Raw genomic sequence first — 15,715 nt, forward strand, 5'->3', positions numbered from 1 at the left:
GCGCTATCCGAGCACGTCGGCGCGGAGCTGGGGGAAGACCTTCGCCACCTTGCCCAGCAGGTACTCGCCGTAGGTGCCGGTGAAGGCGCGCAGGTCCTGCCCGTCCCAGCGGGCCCGGCCGCCCGGCGTGTACGGCAGCGGCGGCACCTCGCGGTCCCAGCCGGGGTCGAAGAAGAACGGGAAGCTCAGCCGCTCGTTGCCGGTCAGGTTCCGCACCCGGTGCGGCGTCGAGCGGTACAGCCCGCCGGTGAGCTTGTCGAGCATGTCGCCGAGGTTGCAGACGAACGTGCCCTCGATCGGCGGCGCGTCGATCCAGCCGTCGCGGGTGTGCACCTGGAGGCCCGCGTTGCCGTCCTGGAGCAGCAGCGTCAGCAGGCCGTAGTCGGTGTGCTCGCCCACGCCCCAGCCGTCGGCGTCCGGCTCGCTGGGCGGGTAGTGGAAGATCCGGAACAGCACCGTCGGGTCGGCGGTGTAGGTGTCACGGAAGTAGCCGCCGTCCAGGCCCAGGCTCTCGGCGACGGCGCGCATCACCCGGTGGCCGGTTGCGGTCATGACGTCGAGGTACTCCAGCACCGCCTCGCGCAGCTCGGGCACCTGCTCGGGGAAGAGGTTGGGGCCGTGCAGCGGCACCGGTCCCGGCGGCTCCTCGCGGCCGAAGTAGAGCCCCTCCTTCAGGTCCGGCACGCCCGAGGTCAGCTCGCCGCCGACCGGGAAGAAGCCGCGCCAGGCCCGGCCGCCGCGCTCCATGGAGATCTCGTTCTTGACCGCCTCGGGCAGCTCGAAGAAGGCCCGCGCGGCCCGGTCGAGGCGCCGGGTCAGCTCCGCGGGCACGTCGTGGCCGGCCAGGTAGAAGAAGCCGTGCTCGCGGCAGGCCCGGCCGACCTCCTCGGCGACGGTGGGGGAGTCCTGGCTGAGGTCGATCACCGGTAGCGCGGTCATACCCGGCATTATCGGCTCCCGGCGCCGGGTCAGGCGAGCCAGAAGTCCCAGGCGTGCGCGCCCGGCCGGAAACCGGCGGACTCGGCCATGGCCGCCGCCACCCCGAAGCCGTGCGCCAGCCGCTCCGGCTCGTGCGCGTCGCTGGCGAAGGTCACCGCGCGCCCGCCCTCCTCGCGCCACCAGCGCAGCACCTCGGGGCCGAGCGGCACCCGCGTGTTGACCTCCAGGGCCTTGCCCGCCCGGGCCAGCGCGCGCAGCACCTCGCGGAACTCCTCCTCGAACGCCGCCGCCGCGAACGCCTGCCCGGGCCAGCTCCGCGCCGGGTAGTCGAGGTGGGCGAGCACCTCGAAGTCGTCGAAACCCTCGATCAGCCGCAGCGTCTCGGCGAGGTAGTCGCGCACCACGGCCGAGGCGGGGCGCTCGCCGTACAGAGCGGAGACCTCGGTGAACCCGCCGCCGACGGGCAGGGAGTGCACGGAGGCCAGCACCCGCTCGAAGCGCCCGGAACGCAGCAGCCGCGAGCTGCGCCCGGCGTGGTGGTGCGGCTCGCTCAGCTCCACCCCCGACAGGATGGTCAGCCGGGGGAACCGCTCCCGGCAGCGGGTCAGGCAGGCCCGGTAGCCGTCGAGATCGAGCTCGGGCGGGGTGAGCACGCCCTCGCGCACCAGCGGCAGCCAGGCGTCCGGCAGCCGCTCGCCGGGGCCGAGCACCCAGGGCGTGAAGTCGGCGTGCTCGGTGAACGCGAGAGCGGGCAGTCCGAGCCGGACCGCCCGCTCGCAGGTGGCTTCCATCGAGCCGGCCAGCGCGTCCCAGGACCACTGGCTGTGCACGTGGCTGTCAGCGGGCAGTCCCGGGTACGGCATGCGGATCAGCCCTTGTCGGCCTCGCCGGTGGCGGCCTCCTGGGCGTCCTCGGGGGAGGCCTCGAGATCCTGCTCGGCGTCGGCGCCCGCCTGGGCGGAGGCCTTGTCGAGCCGGACCCAGGAGGTGACGCTCTCCACCGAGAAGAGCACCAGCAGGTAGGCGGTCAGCACCGCCAGGACCCAGGTGAGCTGCCCGGTCGCCGCGCCGATGCCGAGGATCAGCAGGCGCAGCTCCCAGCCGAGCCCGGCCTGGAACACCCAGGCGGGCGGCCAGATGCTCTGCCGCGTCCGGTAGACGGTGTCGTAGGTGTGGTAGCCCACGACGTACAGCAGCACGAACAGCAGCCACTTGGGCGCGTCGGCGGCCAGGCCGACCAGCACGATGACCAGGAACTCCAGCCCTCGCACCAGCGGCGGGGTGAGCCAGTCGAAGCGGCCCAGGTGGTTGTGCGCGGCGGTGGGCAGCACCAGCACGAGCATGACCAGCGCCGGCACCAGCAGCCAGAAGCCGGAGGTGAGCAGCCCCGCGGCGGCCAGCGCGACGACCGCCACGACGGCGACCAGGAGCGTGGGCACCGGGGGCAGGGAGAAGCCGAGGCGGGGCGCCACGGCGTGGACGAGGGGACCGTCGTCGCGGTAGGCGTGCAGGCGGGCGGTCTGGATCCGGCGGCGCTCCTCGTCGGGGTCGGGGGCGCCGGTGGACAGGGCCTGCGGCTGAGTGATCATGATGCGAGCGACCTCAGGAGACGACCGGAGAGGGAGTAGCAGGCGGCGACGGTGCCCCAGATCAGCAACGTGAGGAAGGTGATCCGGGCGTCGAAGAGGGCGGCGGTGATCGCGATGGCCGCGAACCGCTCGCCGATCGGGAAGACCAGCATCTTGCGCGTCCAGTGCACGGCGCGGTTGCGCCCCGCCTTGGTCCACATCTTGAGCAGGCCGCGGATGCCGCCGCTGCGCTCGACCCGGCGCTCCTCGAGCTGCTTGCGGAGCTGGCGGTCGTCGGGGGCGGTCAGCTCCAGGGTGGGCAACTGCCGGGGCGGCTTGCGCCGGCTGGCCGCGCCGTAGGAGAAGTCGAGCAGGTGGCGCACCGACTGCAGGCCGATCGCGGCCATGGCCAGCACCCAGATCTCGTCGCCGTGCCCGATGGCGACGTAGCCGATCGCCAGGCCGGCGAAGACCACGTACTCCTTGAACCGGTCGAAGGTCGCGTCCAGCCACGCGCCGAGCACGCCGAACTTGCGGGCGTAGCGGGCGACCTGGCCGTCGACGCAGTCGAAGACGAAGGCGAAGTAGATCAGGACGCCGCCGGCGACCATGCCGAGCCGCTGGCCGGTGGCGAAGCAGGCGGCGGCGGCCACGCCGAGCGCGATGGAGATGAGGGTGACCTGGTTGGGCGTCAGCCCGCGCCGGGCCGCCCAGCGGGCGATGAAGCGCGAGTAGGTGCTGACGAAGTAGGTGGTGAAGAAGCCGTCGGCGCCCTTGACCGCGTTGTCGAGCCGGGCGCGGTCCTCGTCCATGCCGGCGATCTCGGCGCCGGCCTCGTTGGCCTCCGGCTGGGTGGTGACCCGGCGGAAGAACAGGTCGCGGCGGCCGCGGATGCCGAGCGAGACGCCCTTGCGCACCAGGCCGAAGGCGACGAGCTGGACCAGGTCGTCCTCCGGCCCGAACAGGTGGGCCAGCTCGGCCAGCTCGCGGCAGGTCTCGGCCAGCAGCGGGAGGTGCTGCGCCTTGAGGTGGAGCGGTCCGAGCAGCACCGTGTTGGGACGGGTCACCGCGTGGTGGGCGGTGCCGACCGAGACGATCCGCGACTTGCCGGCGCGGGCGCGGACCATGAGGCCCTCCAGCGAGCGGCTTCCGATCTCGGGCTCGGACTCGTCGACAGGGATAACCTCTTCGGGCTCCTCGCCGTTGCTCTCCGGCCGGGGCTCCTTGGCGACGAGGGCCAGCGCGCCGCGCTTGGCCTTGGTGATCTGGTAGATCAGCTCGTCGTGCACGACGGAGTTGTCCGGCAGGATCAGCAGGCTGTCGCCCGTGGCGGCGTCCGCGGCGTCGGCGAGGGCGCGCAACATCGTCGCGACATCGGCATGGGCCACGGTGGCGAGCTGCGGATCCAGGGAGAGGAGCTGGCTGCGCAGGCGGTCGCCGACGGTGGGGCTGCCGGGCAGCGCGGCCAGGCGCAGGCCGGTCGGAGCGGTGTCGTGGCCGGGCGAGGAGCCCAGCAACACAACCTTGGTCATATCTCCCTCTCGACGGGGGGTGGTGGAGGACGGGCAGACGTCAAAGTCTAGTGAGCCTTGAGTAAAGCCCGTGCAGCCGAGGTTTGGGGCCGGAGGATTGCATAGACTCCCCAGGTGAGTCTGTATCGTGACGAAGGCGTTGTGCTTCGCACCACCAAACTCGGCGAAGCCGATCGCATCATCACAATCCTCACCAAACGCACCGGCAAGATCCGGGGCGTGGCGAAGGGCGTGCGGCGCACGACCTCGCGCTTCGGCGCGCGCCTGGAGCCCTTCACCCACGTCGACCTGCAGCTGCACACCGGCCGCACGCTCGACGTCATCACCCAGGCCGAGACCCTGCGCCCCTACGGCGAGGCGCTGGCCCACGACTACCCGCGCTACACCGCCGGCCACGCGATGCTGGAGACCGCCGACCGGCTCACCATCGGCGAGAAGGAGCCGGCGCTCAAGCAGTTCCTGCTTCTCGTCGGCGGGCTGCGCACCCTCGCCGACGGCAGTCACGAGCCGCGTCTGGTGCTCGACGCCTTCTTCCTGCGCTCCCTGGCCATCGCCGGCTACGCGCCCGCACTCGTCCAGTGCGCCCGCTGCCAGGCGCCCGGCGTGCGCGCCTTCGCCATCGTCGCCGGCGGCGCGGTGTGCGGGCAGTGCCGGCCGGCCGGCGCCGCCGTACCGGCGGGGGAGACGCTGCTGCTGATGTCGGCGCTGCTGAAGGGCGACTGGCCCGCCGCCGACGCCTCCGACAAGCGCCATCGCAGCGAGTGCAGCGGCCTGGTCGCCGCGTACCTGCAATGGCACCTCGAACACGGCATACGCTCTCTCCGACACGTAGAAAGGGAGCCCATCGCGTGAACGTGCGTCCCCCGTCCCCCCACCCCTCCGGCGCGACCCCGCCGCCCATCCCGCGCGACCTGGTGCCGCGGCACGTGGCGATCGTCATGGACGGCAACGGCCGCTGGGCCAAGCAACGCGGGCTGCCGCGCACCGAGGGGCACAAGGCGGGCGAGGCGTCGCTCTTCGACGTCATCGAAGGAGCCCTGGAGCTCGGCATCCCGTACCTCAGCGCCTACGCCTTCTCCACGGAGAACTGGAAGCGCTCGCCCGACGAGGTCCGCTTCCTGATGGGCTTCAACCGCGACGTCATCCGCCGCCGCCGCGACGAGCTCCACGCCATGGGCGTGCGGGTGCGCTGGGCGGGCAAGCCGGGCCGGCTGTGGAAGAGCGTCATCTCCGAGCTGGAGAGCGCGCAGGAGATGACCGCGCGCAACCGCAAGCTGACCCTGCAGTTCTGCGTCAACTACGGCGGCCGGGCCGAGATCGTCGACGCCGCGGTCAAGCTCGCGCACGACATCGCCGCCGGCCGGGTCAAGCCCGGCAAGGTGGACGAGAAGCTCTTCGCCCGCTACCTCGACGAGCCCGACATCCCGGAAGTGGACCTGTTCGTCCGCAGTTCCGGCGAGCAGCGCTTCTCCAACTTCCTGCTGTGGCAGTCCGCCTATGCGGAAATGGTGTTTCTCAACCGCCTGTGGCCTGATTTCGACCGGCGTGACCTCTGGGAGGCTTGCGAGACATTCGCCAAGCGCGACCGCCGGTACGGCGGAGCCGTCCCCAACGAGGTGGTACCACGATGACGAGCCGCGACGAGCAGATCGACCTGCTGTGCGCCCAGGTGGAGCAGTACTACGTCTTCCCCGACGTGGCCAGGGAGATCACCGCGGTGCTGCGCGGCCGGGCCGCCGAGGGCCGCTACCGCGATCTCGCGGGTGACGAGGAGTTCGCCGCCGCGGTCACCGAGGACCTGCAGAAGGTCAACGGCGACAAGCACCTGCGGCTGCTGCACAGCGTCGAGGAGGTCCCCGAGCACGACGCCTTCGACCTCGTCTCCTACCGCCGCCAGGCCGAGCTGACCTCCTACGGCTTCGCCCGGGTGGAGCGGCTGGCGGGCAACGTCGGCGTGCTGGAGCTGACCAGCTTCTACGCCGCCGAGCTGGCGGGGGAGCGGGCCGCCGCGGCGATGACGCTGCTCGGCACCACCGACGCGCTCATCGTCGACCTGCGGCGCAACGGCGGCGGCTCGCCCGACCTGGTCGCGCTGCTGTGCAGCTACCTGTTCGACGAGCCCACCCACCTCAACTCGCTCTACTGGCGCGACCGCGACGTCACCGAGCAGTTCTGGACCCTGCCGTACGTGCCGGGCGGCCGGTACGGCCAGGCCAAGCCGGTCTACGTGCTGACCAGCGCCACCACCTTCTCCGGCGCCGAGGAGTTCAGCTACAACCTGCAGTCCAGGGGCCGGGCGACGATCATCGGGGAGACCACCCGCGGCGGCGCCCACCCCGGCACCCGCTACCGCATCGCCGCGCACCTGCGCTCGGCGGTGCCCAGCGGCCGGGCGATCAACCCGGTCACCGGCACCAACTGGGAGGGCACCGGCGTGCTGCCCGACGTGCCGCTGCCGGCGGAGCAGGCCTTCGACCACGCCTACCGGCTGGCCTTGGAGCACGTCCTGTCGCTGGGCGAGGCCGACGGCCGCCGCACCGTGGCCGAGGAGGCCCGCACGGCGCTCAACGGGTGACCAGCGGCCTCAGCCGGTGATCAGCGCCTCCCGGCGCGCGCTCAGGTCGCGGTGGTTGGCGGCCAGCTCCGCGCGCCGGGCGGCGGCGGCGTCCATGGTCGCCCGCACCCACTGCTCCATGGCCGTCACCGCGTCGCGCGTCGCCATGATCCGGTGGTGCTTGAGCGCGTCGGTGACGATGTTGTCGAAGAAGGTGTCGGCGAACCACCGCGTGTCCACCTCGGCCAGTCTCGGCTGTACGGCGAGGCCCACGTCGGCCAGCTCGCGGGCCAGGACGTCGAGCTTGCGCTGCGCCTGCCAGGCCAGCCGGTCGGCCTCCTGGAGCCGCCGGCGCTCGTGCGCGTCGGCCATGTAGCCGCCGCCCATCACGTCCCACGTCGAGGCCCGCTGTGCCGCGCCCAGCCGCTCCAGCACCTGGCCGAGCGCGTCGAGCGCCTCGCCGCCGGACATCCGCACGTGATCGTGCTCGGAGATCGCCGCGTCCACGTCGGTGAGGTGGCGGGCCAGTTCGGCCAGCTCGGTCGCGCGCGGGTCGGCGCGCTCCAGCAGTTCCCGTTCCATCGCCGCCAGCAGGCGCGGGTACTCCTCGACCGCCTGGGCCAGCTCCGCCAGCTCCCGCTCGTGGGCCGCGAGGTCGGCCTGGAGCTGCTCGACGCGGGCGCGGTTGCCGGCCACCCGCTGGCGCACCGCCTCGGCCTCGGCCCGTTCACGGGCCAGCCGCTCCTCCCGGGAGCCGGTGAGGCCGGCGACGAAGCCGAAGAAGCCGCCCTCCAGCCGGGTCACGTCGCGCTCCTCGTCCTCGAGCTGGCCGACCAGCGTGGCGAGGGCCTGCCGTACCTCGGCGAGCTGGGCGCGGGCGCCGTCCCTGAGACCCTGCAGGTGCCGGGCCCGGCGGACGAGCTCGCCGGTGCCGCGCAGCCGGGCGTCGAGCTCCTCGAAGGTCATCTCCATGCGAGTGGGACGAACCGGGGCGGAATATCGTTCCTCAGGCGCGCCGGCGGGCCCGGTAGGCCGCCACGTGCATCCGGTTCCCGCAGGTACGGCTGTCGCAGTAGACCCGCGAGCGGTTGCGCGACTCGTCCACGAAGACCCGGTCGCAGTCGGGCGCCGCGCAGGTGCGCAGCCGCTCCCACTCGCCCTCGACCAGCAGGTGCGCCAGCGCCACGCCGCAGTCGGCGGCCACGTGCTCGGCCAGCGTGGCGTCGGGGGCGAAGTAGTGCACGTGCAGCGGGTGCCCGTCGTGCTCGGTCAGCCGCGGGGTGATGCGGGTCTTGGACAGCATGCCGTTGAGCAGCCGCACGGCGGCCGCCTGGTCGGGCGCGGTGAAGACGGCGTGGAACGCCTCGCGCAGCCGCCGGAGCTCCTCCAGGTCGGCGCCGGTCAGCTCGGCCACCCCGCTCACCTGCCGGGAGTCGACGAAGGCCCGCAGCTCGTCGAGGCTGCCCAGCCCCTCCGCGTCACCCGTGGCGGGGGAGGTGTTGATCAGCTCGACGACGGTGGCGAGCGAATACACCATGTCATGGCCAAACGGCATATTGACTCCTGACTGCACCCGGTCTTGACGTGAAGACTATCTCGCCATCCGGACGCCCAGAGCCCCTCGCCGGGTGCACATCGCCGTAGCGCCCCGCCCGGCCCGCCCTCAGCCGGGCCGCTGCGCGAGGCGGCGCTCAGCCGGCCTTGGCCGTGGCGCAGTCGGCGCAGGTGCCGAAGACCTCGACGGTGTGCGTGACCTCGGAGAAGCCGTGCTCGGCCCCGACCGCCTCGGCCCAGCGCTCGACCGCGGGCCCGGCCACCTCGACGGTCCGGCCGCAGCGGCGGCAGACCAGGTGGTGGTGGTGCGCGTCGGTCGCGCAGGCGCGGTAGACCGACTCGCCGTCGTCGGTGCGCAGCACGTCGATCAGGCCGCCGTCGGCCAGCGCCTGCAGCGCCCGGTAGACGGTGGTCAGGCCGATCTTGGCGCCGTCCGACCGCAGTTGCGCGTAGACGTCCTGCGCGCTGCGGAAGCCGTCGCTCCGGCGAAGTGTGTCGTGAACGGCGTCGCGCCGACTGGTCATGAGGCCCTCCTCCGGCGTACGAATCTACCGACTCCCAGCGCGAGCACGAAGCCCGCCAGGGCCAGCAGGACGATGGCCGCGCCCGGCGGCACCTTCGGGGAGAGCGTAGAGCTCAGCAGGCCGCCCACGGCCGCGATCACGCCGAAGAGCATCGCGAGTCCCATCGTGGCACGGAAGCCGTTGGTGAACTGCTGGCTGGTCGCCACCGGGATCACCATCAGCGCGCTGACCAGCAGCAGGCCGACCACGCGCATGGCGATGACCACGGTCAGCGCGGCGGTGATCGCGATGATCATGGACAGCAGCCGCACCGGCAGCCCGCTGGCCTTGGCCACCTCCTCGTCCTGGCAGAGCACGAACAGCTCCCGGCCGAAGACCGCCACCACGCCGATCACCGCGACGGCCAGCCCGGCGATGACCCACAGGTCCTCGGCGGCGACGGTGGCGATGGAGCCGAACAGGTAGGAGTTGAGCTTGGCGTTGCTGCCGCCGGGCGCGATCGCCATGAGCAGCACGCCGCCGGCGATGCCGCCGTAGAACAGCAGGGCCAGGGCCACGTCGCCGGTGGTGCGGCCACGGGCGCGCACCAGCTCGATGGCGACCGCGCCGGCGACCGAGACGATGATCGCGGTCAGCACGGGCGCGGTGCCGGTCAGGAAGCCGAGCGCCACGCCGGTCAGCGCCACGTGGCCGATGCCGTCGCCGAGCAGGGCCAGGCGGCGCTGGACGATGAAGGTGCCCACCGCCGGGGCGCACAGGCCCACCAGCAGCGCGGCGATCAGCGCCTGCTGGAAGAAGGGGAGCTGGAGCAGCTCGATCACGGGTTCACCACCAGGGCGCGGGGCTGGACGGAGGTCGGGTTCACGGCTTGACCTGCCAGCTCTCCAGCGGGCCCGACTCCTCGGGGCGGCCGGAGTGCGGGTGGAGGTGCTCGTGGCCGGGCCGGGCGCAGTCGCCCTCCGGCGCGGGCGGGCGGCCGTCGTGCGCGATCACGCCGTCGCGCACCACGACGCCCCGGGTGATCAGCGGCTCCAGCGGGCCGAGCTCGTGCGCGACGAGCACGATGGTCTTGCCGCCCTCGACCAGGGCGGCCAGCGTGTCGGCCAGCAGGCGCTGGCTCTCCGCGTCGACGCCGGCCGTCGGCTCGTCCATCACGTAGGTGTCGGGGTCGCCGGCCAGCGCGCGGGCGATGAGCACCCGCTGCTGCTGGCCGCCGGACAACTCCTGGGCGCGGTCGCCGGCGCGGTCGCTCAGGCCCACCGCCTCCAGGGCGCGCTCGACCGCGGCCCGGTCGGCGGCGTCGGTGAAGCGGAAGCGGCGCTGGCGGGCGATGCGCCCGGAGGCGACCACCTCCCGCACGGTCGCGGGCACGCCGCCGCCCACCTGCAGCCGCTGCGGCACGTAGCCCACGCGCTGCCAGTCGCGGAAGCGCGCGGGCGGCGTGCCGTACAGCAGCGTGCTGCCGCCGGACAGCGGCATGAGGCCGAGCAGCGCCCGGACCAGGGTGGACTTGCCGGAGCCGTTGGCGCCGAGGACGGCCACCACCTCGCCCGGGCAGACGGTCAGGTCGACGCCGCGAAGCACGGGCCGGCGGTCAAGTGTCACCTGGCCGCCGGTCATCGCGAAGACTGGCTGGTTCAAGAGCATCCCAGAGCGGTGCGCAGGGTCTGGAGGTTGGTGCGCATGGCCGACAGGTAATCACCGCCGGACGGCTGGCTCTCCAGGGGGTCGAGCACCGCGGTCTTGGCCCCCACCTCGCCGGCGAGGACCTCGGCGACCTTCGGGCTGACGAGGGCCTCGGTGAAAATGGTAGTCACCTTCTCCTGCTTGGCGAGCTTCGCCACCTCCGCGATGCGCGTGGGAGAGGGCTCGCTCTCCGGGTCGAGCACGATGCCGACCTGCTTGAGGTGGTAGCGGTCGGCCAGGTAGCCGAAGGCCTCGTGGCTGGTGACCAGCGTCTTGGAGGAGCAGGTGGCCAGGCCCTTGGCCAGCTCGCCGTCGAGGGCGGTGAGCTCGCCCGCGGTGGTGGCGGCCCGCTGCCGGTAGCCCTCGGCGTGCGCGGGATCGGCCTTGGCCAGGCGCTCGCCGAGCGCGGTGGCGACGGTGGCCAGGCGGCTGGGGTCGAGCCACAGGTGCGGGTCGTAGGAGACCTCGTGGTCGTGGCCGGGCTCCTCGGAGTGCTCGCCGGCGTGCTCCTCGGCGTGCTCGCCCGCGTGCTCTTCGGCGTGTTCCTGGGCGGCCAGCGTCTTGACGGCGGTCGCGGCGTCGAAGCTGCGGTCGGCGGCGTGCTGCTCGACGGCCTCGTCCACGGCGGGCTGCACGCCCTTGATGTAGACCGACAGCGACGCGCCGCCGAGCTGGGCGACCTGCTGCGGGGAGAGCTCGAGGTCGTGCGGCTCCACGCCGGGGGCGGTCAGGCCGGTGACCCGGATGTCAGTGCCGCCGACCCGCTCGGTCACCCACTGCAGGGGATAGAAGGCGGCGACCACTTCCTGCGTGCCGTCCTGGCCCTTGCTCGTCTGGGCGTTGCCCGCGCCGCAGGCGGCCGCGGCGAGCAGGGCCGTTCCCGCGAGCAAAGCGGAGGCACGTGAACGGATTTTTCCTGACATCATGCCGACCAGTATGCGGCAAAATGAAAACGGTTGTCAAAATCGGTGCAGACGCCCCGAACCCGGAGCCCTGGGGGCCGGTCGCTTCAGAAGGCTCCGAACCTGGACGCCACCAGGAGCGCCAGGAAGGTCAGCATCGCCACCCGCAGCAGCTTCCCGCCGGGTTTGAGCGACGGCCACGACAGGTAGGCCAGCCAGCCGACGAAGACGATCACCGGCAGTACGGCCAGCCCGCCCAGCCAGCTCTGCACGGCGAAGCCCGCCAGCAGCAGCCCGACCATCACCACCGGGACCACCCAGCGGGGCACGTAGACGAACAGGAAGGTCATCGGAGGGCCGCTGCGCTCCTCCACCCGCTTGCGCAGGCCGGTCGCGCCGGGCGTGAAGAACTGCTCGCCCTGCGGCAGGGGCCGCTTGGGACGGGCCTGCGGTCGCCCGCGGCGGTCGTTGTGTGAGGCCACGAGCCCGAGCCTAGCGCCGCACCCCGTTCCTGAAGAGCCCTCCGGCCAACCGCCGCCCGCGCTTTGCCGACCTCTGGGGCGAGCGACTGCGCGTGGCTATGATGGGCGCACGGCGATTCCCGCGCCGAACCTCCACGGTGGCCGTCCACGCCGGCCGCGGCAGCACGGGGGCAAAGGGGACGCAAGCGCCTCGGGAGCAGCTCAGTCCGTCAGGCCTGACCACCGTGCGGCGGCCGGGGCCCGCGGGCGTGGACCGCGCCCTTGGCGACGCCGCTGACAGGATCGGGCATGACCGGCAAGAAGCAGCTCAAGGCGCGCATCCGCGCCCGCATGGCCAAGACCGGCGAGAGCTACACCGCCGCGCGCCGCCACCTGGTGGGCCCCGCCGAACCACCACGCGACGGCGACTGGGTCTTCCACGGCGGCCGCGACCCCCGCAGCGCGGTCGTCTCCGCGCTCACCGGCCTGCCCGAACCGCTGGTCTTCCTGGCCGGCGGCGGCATCGGGGCCGGCTACATCCTGTGGGAGTTCAAGCGGCACGAGGCGGTCCACCTCACCCTCGGCTTCAGCCACCTGTGGCAGTACCACGACCGCTGGATGACCGGCACGCTGGAGCGGCTCGGCGTGCCCTTCGACCACCACGAGACCTCAGGCGCGAAGGGCGCGGCGGCCCGGCTCGCCGCCGAGCTGGCCGCGGGCCGGCCGTGCGTCGTGCTGCCCGACCGCTACGGCGCGGGCTACTGGAGGCTGCCGGAGTTCCTGGACGGGCACGGCGGCCACCCCGTCATCGCGTACGGCACGGCCGGAGACGTGGCCAAGGGTGGCATGGTCAAGCTCGACGACCGCGGCACCGCGCCCGTGCTGGTGCCGGCGGACCGCCTGGCCGCGGCCCGGGGCCGGGTCCCGTCCTACCGCAACTGCCTGTTCGTGCTGGGGCAGGCGCCGGACGGCGGGGCCCGGCTGGCGCCTGCCGTACGCGAGGGACTGCGCGCCTGCGTGACCCAGCTCTCCGGCGGCTCCGACTCCTTCGCGCTGCCCGCCTGGCGCAAGTGGAGCCGCACCCTCACCGACGCCCGCGCGGCCAAGGGCTGGCCGCGGGTCTTCGAGAACGGCCGGGGCCTGGCCGGGGCGCTGCTGTCGGTGTGGGAGGGCGTGGAGCCGGTCGGCCTGGACGGCGGCAACCTGCGCGACCTGTTCGCCGACGGCCTGGATCTGGCCGCGCCGCTCCTCGGCGAACCCCGGCTGGGCGAGGCGGCGGCCGAGTTCCGGCGGGTGCACGGCCTCTGGCACGACCTGGCCGAGGCGGCCCTGCCCGCCGAGCGGTTCGGCCGCATCCGCGAGCTGACCGCGGCGGTCCGCGAGTCGGTGGCCTCGGAAGGCGAGGCGGGCGAGGCCGAGGCCGCGGAGCTGTGGGAGCTGCGCGCGGCGGCCGACCGCGAGCCCGCCGGGGTGGACCTGGCCGAGCTGGGCGCCAGGCTGGCGGCGATCCACGCGGCCGAGTCCGGCGCGATCGCCCGCCTGGGGGAGATCGTCTGACATTCTGGACGGGTGCTCGCCGTCATTCGCTACACCGTTCCCGAAGCGCAGTCCCAGGACTTCGTCAAGCAGGCCCAGAACATCCTCGACACGCTGGCCGCCCAGCCGGGCCACCTCCGCGGGCGGCTGGCGCGCTCGGTGGACGAGCCCAACCTCTGGGCCCTGGTGAGCGAGTGGGAGGGCGCGGGCTTCTACCGCCGCGCCCTCTCGGCCGCCAGGATGGCGATGTATCCGCTGATGATCCTGATGCTCAACGAGCCCAGCGCCTACGAGGACGTCTACGTAACCGGACAAGACGTTTAGTCCCGCACGGGGCCGCCATGACGTCCCCTAAGCTTGAGGTTCATCCGATCCACCTCGCCGACCTCCAGCCGGAAAGAGACTCATCACCATGGCACGCCGGACCGACATCCTGGACACCATCGTCAGCCTCGCCAAGCGCCGCGGGCTCGTCTACCCGTCGAGCGAGATCTACGGAGGCCTGCGGGCGTCGTGGGACTACGGTCCTCTCGGAGTCGAGCTGAAGAACAACGTCAAGCGCGAGTGGTGGCGCTCGATGGTGCAGGGCCGCGACGACGTGGTCGGCCTCGACTCCTGCGTCATCCTGGCGCGTGAGGTGTGGCAGGCCAGCGGCCACGTCGAGACCTTCACCGACCCGCTGACCGAGTGCCAGTCGTGCCACAAGCGCTTCCGCGCCGACCACCTCGTCGAGGCCTACGAGGAGAAGCACGGCCGCGCGCCGGAGCAGGGCCTGGCCGACATCACCTGCCCCAACTGCGGCAACAAGGGCGGCTTCACCGCGCCCCGGCAGTTCAGCGGCCTGCTCAAGACCTACCTCGGCCCGATCGAGGACGAGTCGGGCCTGGCCTACCTGCGGCCCGAGACCGCGCAGGGCATCTTCATCAACTACCTCAACGTGCAGCAGTCGGCGCGCAAGAAGATCCCGTTCGGCATCGGCCAGATCGGCAAGTCGTTCCGCAACGAGATCACGCCGGGCAACTTCATCTTCCGCACCCGCGAGTTCGAGCAGATGGAGATGGAGTTCTTCGTCAAGCCCGGCAGCGACGAGGAGTGGCACCAGTACTGGATCGACGAGCGCTTCCGCTGGTACTCCGACCTGGGCATCAACAAGGACAACCTGCGCCTGTACGAGCACCCGAAGGACAAGCTGTCGCACTACTCGAAGCGCACCGTCGACATCGAGTACCGCTTCAACTTCACCGGCAGCGAGTGGGGTGAGCTCGAGGGCATCGCCAACCGCACCGACTTCGACCTGACCGCGCACGGCAAGGCCTCCGGCACCGACCTGTCCTTCTTCGAGCAGGACTCGGGCGAGCGCTACGTGCCCTACGTCATCGAGCCCGCGGCCGGTGTCGACCGCGCGACGCTGACCTTCCTGCTCGACGCCTACACCGAGGACGAGGCGCCCAACGCCAAGGGCGTGCTGGAGAAGCGCACGGTGCTGCGCCTCGACCACCGGCTCGCGCCGGTCAAGGTCGCGGTGCTGCCGCTCAGCCGCAACGCCGACCTGTCGCCCAAGGCCCGCGACCTGGCCGCGCAGTTCCGCCGCCGCTGGAACGTCGAGTTCGACGACGCCGGCGCGATCGGCCGCCGCTACCGCCGCCAGGACGAGATCGGCACGCCGTTCTGCATCACCGTCGACTTCGACACCCTGGAGGACCACGCGGTGACCATCCGCGAGCGTGACTCGATGGCGCAGCAGCGCATCGCGCTCGACCAGGTCGACGCCTACCTCCGGCAGAACCTCAACGACTGATCGCGCTTTTGGTACGGCCCCCGTCGTCCCGGCGGGGGCCGTCGGCGTTTTTTGAGCACCCCCTACTCATGTCACGACGGCGCGCGCGGGCGAGCGTGGTGGGCATGAGAAGAGCACTCGCCATGGGCATGGCGGCCGTCGCGTCGGTCGCCGGAATGATCACCGCTCCCGCCGCCTCCGCCGCGACCTCGGCCTGCTCGATCCAGCCGTACGGGCTGATCGGCGACTACTGGCGCTCGCTGGGCGGGGAGGACAGCATCATCGACTGCCCGACCGGGGTCGAGTACAGCATCCCCAACCGCAACGGCCGCCGGCAGAATTTCGAGGACGGCCAGATCGCCTGGTCCCCCGACCAGGGCGGCCGGATGATCGTCGCCGCCTACGCGGCCAAGGTGAACGGGCGGCGCGCGGTCGTCTTCCGCTGGGGTCCGAGCACGCCGTTCACCTACGACTACTGGAAGATCTCCGTCCGGACCAGCGACGGCAGCCTCAACCGCACCGGCAACGTGGACAACCAGCCGAGTTCGCACGGCAAGTTCGTGGTCTATCCGGCGGCGGCCGGGGTGAAGGTCAGCTTCACCGTCATGGGCTGCGACGACCTGCGGCTCAACCCGTGCCGCCAGGGGTGGACCCTCTGGGTGAGCGCGACCTCGAACTGACCG

General features: G+C 72.4%; 18 protein-coding genes. 7 read left to right on the forward strand and 11 right to left on the reverse strand.

Translation table 11 applies throughout. The features are described 5' to 3' along the window. Nucleotides 1-3: 3 nt before the first annotated feature. The 4 genes from ACIBG7_RS07930 to ACIBG7_RS07945 are packed head-to-tail and all read right to left on the reverse strand — an operon-like array spanning nucleotide 4 to nucleotide 4,038. Entirely contained in the window at nucleotides 4-939 is a 936-nt protein-coding gene (locus ACIBG7_RS07930; RefSeq protein ID WP_397335580.1) for an isopenicillin N synthase family dioxygenase, read from the reverse strand. Between the two features lie 29 nt (nucleotides 940-968). Beyond that, nucleotides 969-1,802 carry a PHP domain-containing protein gene (locus ACIBG7_RS07935; protein WP_397335582.1) on the reverse strand — a complete coding sequence of 278 codons (834 nt, stop codon included), beginning with the start codon at nucleotides 1,800-1,802 and terminating at the stop codon, nucleotides 969-971. Between the two features lie 5 nt (nucleotides 1,803-1,807). Beyond that, the gene (locus ACIBG7_RS07940; protein WP_397335584.1) at nucleotides 1,808-2,527 is read right to left on the reverse strand and encodes a DUF5941 domain-containing protein; all 720 of its coding nucleotides are present in this window, start codon (nucleotides 2,525-2,527) and stop codon (nucleotides 1,808-1,810) included. Next, nucleotides 2,524-4,038, reverse strand: a complete 1,515-nt coding sequence (locus tag ACIBG7_RS07945) for a CDP-alcohol phosphatidyltransferase family protein (RefSeq protein ID WP_357927232.1) — start codon at nucleotides 4,036-4,038, stop codon at nucleotides 2,524-2,526. Before ACIBG7_RS07945 ends, ACIBG7_RS07940 begins: the two co-directional genes overlap by 4 nt. Nucleotides 4,039-4,152: 114 nt before the next feature. On the opposite strand from ACIBG7_RS07945, the gene recO reads away from it, so the two are divergent. Genes recO through ACIBG7_RS07960 form a run of 3 tightly spaced genes read left to right on the forward strand, consistent with a single transcriptional unit; the run spans nucleotide 4,153 to nucleotide 6,613 of the window. Further along, nucleotides 4,153-4,890 carry a DNA repair protein RecO gene (gene recO / locus ACIBG7_RS07950; protein WP_357927228.1) on the forward strand — a complete coding sequence of 246 codons (738 nt, stop codon included), beginning with the start codon at nucleotides 4,153-4,155 and terminating at the stop codon, nucleotides 4,888-4,890. Then, a complete protein-coding gene (locus ACIBG7_RS07955; protein ID WP_357927225.1) occupies nucleotides 4,887-5,669 on the forward strand; it encodes an isoprenyl transferase in 783 nt (260 codons plus the stop codon). The genes recO and ACIBG7_RS07955 overlap by 4 nt, the downstream gene beginning before the upstream one ends. Next, nucleotides 5,666-6,613 (forward strand): S41 family peptidase, encoded by a 948-nt coding sequence (locus ACIBG7_RS07960; protein WP_357927222.1) that lies wholly within the window; start codon nucleotides 5,666-5,668, stop codon nucleotides 6,611-6,613. Before ACIBG7_RS07955 ends, ACIBG7_RS07960 begins: the two co-directional genes overlap by 4 nt. Nucleotides 6,614-6,622: 9 nt before the next feature. Here the strand turns inward: ACIBG7_RS07960 and ACIBG7_RS07965 are convergent, their stop codons facing one another. From ACIBG7_RS07965 to ACIBG7_RS07995, 7 genes are all read right to left on the reverse strand, one after another. Then, entirely contained in the window at nucleotides 6,623-7,558 is a 936-nt protein-coding gene (locus ACIBG7_RS07965; RefSeq protein ID WP_397335585.1) for a hypothetical protein, read from the reverse strand. Nucleotides 7,559-7,598: 40 nt separating this feature from the next. Next, entirely contained in the window at nucleotides 7,599-8,147 is a 549-nt protein-coding gene (locus tag ACIBG7_RS07970; protein WP_357927216.1) for a CGNR zinc finger domain-containing protein, read from the reverse strand. 136 nt (nucleotides 8,148-8,283) lie between these two features. Further along, on the reverse strand, nucleotides 8,284-8,670 hold the full coding sequence (locus ACIBG7_RS07975) for a transcriptional repressor (RefSeq protein ID WP_357927214.1): 387 nt from the start codon (nucleotides 8,668-8,670) through the stop codon (nucleotides 8,284-8,286). Next, nucleotides 8,667-9,491 carry a metal ABC transporter permease gene (locus tag ACIBG7_RS07980; RefSeq protein WP_357927212.1) on the reverse strand — a complete coding sequence of 275 codons (825 nt, stop codon included), beginning with the start codon at nucleotides 9,489-9,491 and terminating at the stop codon, nucleotides 8,667-8,669. Before ACIBG7_RS07980 ends, ACIBG7_RS07975 begins: the two co-directional genes overlap by 4 nt. A 40-nt stretch (nucleotides 9,492-9,531) precedes the next feature. Further along, nucleotides 9,532-10,317, reverse strand: coding sequence for a metal ABC transporter ATP-binding protein (locus tag ACIBG7_RS07985; protein WP_357927209.1), 786 nt, complete (start codon nucleotides 10,315-10,317; stop codon nucleotides 9,532-9,534). Then, a complete protein-coding gene (locus ACIBG7_RS07990) occupies nucleotides 10,308-11,282 on the reverse strand; it encodes a metal ABC transporter substrate-binding protein (RefSeq protein ID WP_397335586.1) in 975 nt (324 codons plus the stop codon). Before ACIBG7_RS07990 ends, ACIBG7_RS07985 begins: the two co-directional genes overlap by 10 nt. An 83-nt stretch (nucleotides 11,283-11,365) precedes the next feature. Continuing rightward, entirely contained in the window at nucleotides 11,366-11,740 is a 375-nt protein-coding gene (locus ACIBG7_RS07995) for a DUF6703 family protein (RefSeq protein WP_357927205.1), read from the reverse strand. A 288-nt stretch (nucleotides 11,741-12,028) separates the two neighbouring features. Between ACIBG7_RS07995 and ACIBG7_RS08000 the strand changes: the two genes are divergently transcribed. The 4 genes from ACIBG7_RS08000 (at nucleotide 12,029) to ACIBG7_RS08015 (ending at nucleotide 15,712) form a co-directional block, all read left to right on the forward strand. Then, nucleotides 12,029-13,276 carry a BtrH N-terminal domain-containing protein gene (locus ACIBG7_RS08000; protein ID WP_397335587.1) on the forward strand — a complete coding sequence of 416 codons (1,248 nt, stop codon included), beginning with the start codon at nucleotides 12,029-12,031 and terminating at the stop codon, nucleotides 13,274-13,276. 12 nt (nucleotides 13,277-13,288) lie between these two features. Next, nucleotides 13,289-13,579 (forward strand): antibiotic biosynthesis monooxygenase family protein, encoded by a 291-nt coding sequence (locus ACIBG7_RS08005; RefSeq protein ID WP_357927200.1) that lies wholly within the window; start codon nucleotides 13,289-13,291, stop codon nucleotides 13,577-13,579. An 88-nt stretch (nucleotides 13,580-13,667) separates the two neighbouring features. Further along, on the forward strand, nucleotides 13,668-15,053 hold the full coding sequence (locus tag ACIBG7_RS08010; protein ID WP_397335588.1) for a glycine--tRNA ligase: 1,386 nt from the start codon (nucleotides 13,668-13,670) through the stop codon (nucleotides 15,051-15,053). A 104-nt stretch (nucleotides 15,054-15,157) separates the two neighbouring features. Next, on the forward strand, nucleotides 15,158-15,712 hold the full coding sequence (locus tag ACIBG7_RS08015) for an LGFP repeat-containing protein (RefSeq protein ID WP_397335589.1): 555 nt from the start codon (nucleotides 15,158-15,160) through the stop codon (nucleotides 15,710-15,712). Nucleotides 15,713-15,715 lie beyond the last annotated feature (3 nt).

Origin of the sequence: Nonomuraea sp. NPDC050328 (assembly GCF_044459405.1) — a bacterium.
In the GTDB taxonomy this organism is placed as follows: Bacteria; Actinomycetota; Actinomycetes; order Streptosporangiales; family Streptosporangiaceae; genus Nonomuraea.

What these genes read in the sequence shown, in the direction of transcription:
- ACIBG7_RS07930 (WP_397335580.1), bottom strand. Translation starts at nt 939, where the DNA reads ATGACCGCGCTACCGGTGATCGACCTCAGCCAGGACTCCCCCACCGTC.
- ACIBG7_RS07935 (WP_397335582.1), bottom strand. Translation starts at nt 1,802, where the DNA reads ATGCCGTACCCGGGACTGCCCGCTGACAGCCACGTGCACAGCCAGTGG.
- ACIBG7_RS07940 (WP_397335584.1), bottom strand. Translation starts at nt 2,527, where the DNA reads ATGATCACTCAGCCGCAGGCCCTGTCCACCGGCGCCCCCGACCCCGAC.
- ACIBG7_RS07945 (WP_357927232.1), bottom strand. Translation starts at nt 4,038, where the DNA reads ATGACCAAGGTTGTGTTGCTGGGCTCCTCGCCCGGCCACGACACCGCT.
- ACIBG7_RS07960 (WP_357927222.1), top strand. Translation starts at nt 5,666, where the DNA reads ATGACGAGCCGCGACGAGCAGATCGACCTGCTGTGCGCCCAGGTGGAG.
- ACIBG7_RS07965 (WP_397335585.1), bottom strand. Translation starts at nt 7,558, where the DNA reads ATGACCTTCGAGGAGCTCGACGCCCGGCTGCGCGGCACCGGCGAGCTC.
- ACIBG7_RS07970 (WP_357927216.1), bottom strand. Translation starts at nt 8,147, where the DNA reads ATGCCGTTTGGCCATGACATGGTGTATTCGCTCGCCACCGTCGTCGAG.
- ACIBG7_RS07975 (WP_357927214.1), bottom strand. Translation starts at nt 8,670, where the DNA reads ATGACCAGTCGGCGCGACGCCGTTCACGACACACTTCGCCGGAGCGAC.
- ACIBG7_RS07985 (WP_357927209.1), bottom strand. Translation starts at nt 10,317, where the DNA reads ATGCTCTTGAACCAGCCAGTCTTCGCGATGACCGGCGGCCAGGTGACA.
- ACIBG7_RS07990 (WP_397335586.1), bottom strand. Translation starts at nt 11,282, where the DNA reads ATGATGTCAGGAAAAATCCGTTCACGTGCCTCCGCTTTGCTCGCGGGA.
- ACIBG7_RS08000 (WP_397335587.1), top strand. Translation starts at nt 12,029, where the DNA reads ATGACCGGCAAGAAGCAGCTCAAGGCGCGCATCCGCGCCCGCATGGCC.
- ACIBG7_RS08010 (WP_397335588.1), top strand. Translation starts at nt 13,668, where the DNA reads ATGGCACGCCGGACCGACATCCTGGACACCATCGTCAGCCTCGCCAAG.
- ACIBG7_RS08015 (WP_397335589.1), top strand. Translation starts at nt 15,158, where the DNA reads ATGAGAAGAGCACTCGCCATGGGCATGGCGGCCGTCGCGTCGGTCGCC.